Origin of the sequence: Phenylobacterium sp. (assembly GCF_046590535.1) — a bacterium.
Classification (GTDB): Bacteria; Pseudomonadota; Alphaproteobacteria; order Caulobacterales; family Caulobacteraceae; genus Phenylobacterium.
In genome coordinates, this window is record NZ_JBKJTG010000076.1 from 1 (window position 1) to 2,591 (window position 2,591).

At 67.2% G+C, this 2,591-nt stretch carries 5 protein-coding genes; 1 reads left to right on the forward strand and 4 read right to left on the reverse strand.

The annotated features are described in order from the left end of the window. Positions 1-374, forward strand: a 374-nt coding sequence (locus ACLL81_RS04485) for an OmpA family protein (RefSeq protein WP_411287145.1), incomplete at its 5' end; no start/stop codon positions are given. Positions 375-695: 321 nt separating this feature from the next. Here ACLL81_RS04485 and ACLL81_RS04490 read toward each other — a convergent pair. From ACLL81_RS04490 to ACLL81_RS04505, 4 genes are all read right to left on the reverse strand, one after another. Beyond that, complete coding sequence (locus ACLL81_RS04490; RefSeq protein ID WP_411287149.1) at positions 696-878, reverse strand: hypothetical protein; 183 nt, start codon at positions 876-878, stop codon at positions 696-698. Positions 879-889: 11 nt separating this feature from the next. Next, positions 890-1,087, reverse strand: coding sequence for a hypothetical protein (locus ACLL81_RS04495; RefSeq protein ID WP_411287146.1), 198 nt, complete (start codon positions 1,085-1,087; stop codon positions 890-892). A 45-nt stretch (positions 1,088-1,132) separates the two neighbouring features. Beyond that, positions 1,133-1,804: an isochorismatase family protein gene (locus tag ACLL81_RS04500; RefSeq protein WP_411287147.1), complete on the reverse strand. Its 672-nt coding sequence runs from the start codon at positions 1,802-1,804 to the stop codon at positions 1,133-1,135. A gap of 6 nt (positions 1,805-1,810) precedes the next feature. Further along, a partial coding sequence (locus tag ACLL81_RS04505) for a hydantoinase B/oxoprolinase family protein (protein WP_411287148.1) occupies positions 1,811-2,591 on the reverse strand: 781 nt, incomplete at its 5' end.

Genomic DNA, 2,591 nt, shown 5'->3' on the forward strand with positions numbered 1-2,591 from the left:
CGCCGCCGCCCCCGCCGCCGCCGCCGATGGCCGCGATGGAAGCCCGGCAGTTCATCGTCTACTTCCCGTTCGATCAGTACATCCTGACGCCGGAAGCCCAGACGGTGGTCACGGAAGCCGCGAACTACGCACGTAACGGCAATGCGACCCGCGTCGTGGTCGTCGGTCACGCCGACACCTCCGGTTCGCTGGCCTACAACGTCCGCCTGTCGGAACGCCGCGCCAAGGCGGTTGCCGACGCTCTGGTGGGCGCTGGTGTGAACCAGACCTCGCTGTCGGTTGACTGGAAGGGCGAGACCATGCCCGCGGTCGCCACCGGCGACGGCGTCAAGGAACCGCTGAACCGTCGTTCGACCATCGACATCGCGCCCTAAGCGCAGCGACCGTTCAGAGTAACGCTTAGCGGGAGCCCGGCCGAAAGGCCGGGCTCCTTGCGTTTGCGTCCGAGATTATTCCCAGCACCGACGCGCTGCAGCGTAGCAGATGACCTGGGACCCGGTGACGCTCGAGCATGGTCGCGCCAATCCAGAATGGGTCTACACTTTAGTGAGATCGTCGGTGCCCGTGGCGCGACGGTCGCGGACTACGGCGCTTAGGCGAAGCTCCAGCCATCGGTGAGGTGCGATGCCCGTATAACCACCAGGATCTTCCGCCGCCGCCGTCCATATCGATGCTGGTGTCCGCGTCGACCTGGGTCAGCGTGTAGGTCGTACCGGCCTGCAACAGGACGCGATCGCCGTCCTACAGGTTGAAGTCGGCACCCAGTCGAGGTTCGCGCCGCCGAAGGTATGGAAAGTGTCCGCGCTGGCGCCGCCATGTAGGTTGTCGTCGCTTTGATCGCCTGACAACCAGTCGTGGCCGTCACCGCCGCGCAGAATGTCGCGACCGGCTAGCCATCGAGGCTGTCGGCGCCCAAGTTGCCGTAGAGGAGGTCGTCCCCGTCCGGACCGGAAAGTCGGTCGTCTTCGCCACTGCCCGCCGCATACTGCGCCAGGCCCGTAGATCTCTTGGCCGACTTCACGATCATCAGGACTTCATTCGGATGAGCGAGCGGGAAATTATGGGCAAAAGCGACCTCCGGCCCCATGCCTCCGGGTTGTTCGCCGCTCCCATGTTGACGCACCGTCGGCCGTCAGCCGTCAGCCGTCAGCCTTCCGGCCTGACGCCTAGCGCTTGCCGAGTCGCGTATCAGGCGCAGCGCCTCCTCGACACCGACGACCTCGGCATATTTGGCCTGGAGGTCGAAGAGGCTGGCCTCGTGCGGGCCGGGGTCGCGGTCGCCGCAGGCTTCGCGGACCACGAACGGGATAAAGCCGTGCTGCACGGTGTCGAGCGCGCTCGCGCGCACGCAGCCCGAGGTCGAGTAGCCGCCCATCACGACGGTATCGACGCCAATCGCGCGCAGCGTCGAGGCGAGCGAGGTGCCGAAGAAGGCCGAGGCGTACTGTTTGCTCACGACGATCTCGCCCGATTGCGGCTTGAGGCGCTCGGGAAAGGCGGCCAGCGCCGAACCCTGATCGAACAGCTTCAGCGCCGGGACCTTGCGGTAGAAGACCCCGCCATCGAGCCCGCCCGCTTGGTAGACGACGTTGGTGAAGACGACGGGCGCTCCGGCTTCGCGCGCCGCGTCCGCAAGACGGACCATGTTCTCCAGCGCCCCATCCTGGTCAGCATAGAGCGGCGCGTCCGGCCGGACGTAAGCCTCGACGGAGTCGATAATCAGCAGCGCCGGTCGCGCCCCGAAGGCTAGGCGTCCGCCGAAGCCGGCCCGCGCATAGTTCTCGGTGAGCGCCTCGTACGTCATGGCTCGCTACTCGGCGGCTAGCGCCTGGGGCGTGCGTCGCCAGACCGGCGGCACGGGAGCGGGCAGGCCCGTCTCAGCCAAGCATCGCTCCCGCAGAGTCTCGATGTCTGGCCCGCGGTTGAATAGCGGCAGCTCGTTGCGCTGGGCCCGCATGTCGGCGCGGAGCGCCTCGGTCGCCGCCGAATCCAGCTGGCCGTCCTTGCTCACCACCACGCCGTAGCTTTGGGCGCCCTGCACGCTGACAAGCGCGCGCCGGACCTCCAGCGCCACCAGCTCGGGATCACGCTCCAGCGGGTCGCCCCAGCCGCCGCCGCCCCAGGTGATGAAGTCGAGCCGGTCGCCCGCGCTCACCTTGACGCCGTCGCACTTGGAGGGCAGCGGAATGGTCTTGCCGTCGGCGGTGTGCAACAGTTTCTTCGAGCGCAGGGCGGGCAGGCCGCCGTTCACCCCCCATGGCGGGATGAACCACCGGTCGTCGTGGATCGAGATCGTGCCGCTTTCCAGGAAGCGGTAGGTCATCTTGATGCCATTGCCGCCCCGGAACCTGCCGGCGCCCCCGGAGTCGGGAACCGTCTCGTAGGTCTCGATCTCCATCGGGAAGTAGCGCTCAAGGAACTCGTTGGGCACGTTGGTGAAGCCTGGCCACAGCGAGTGGCCGTCGGGGCCATCGCCGAACGGCCGGCCGGGAATGCCGCCGAAGCCGATCTGGAACAGCTGGAACCACTCGCCCTTGGAGTCGAAGCCCGAGAACATTAAATGGGGCGACGACGAGAAGCCCGCGGCGTTG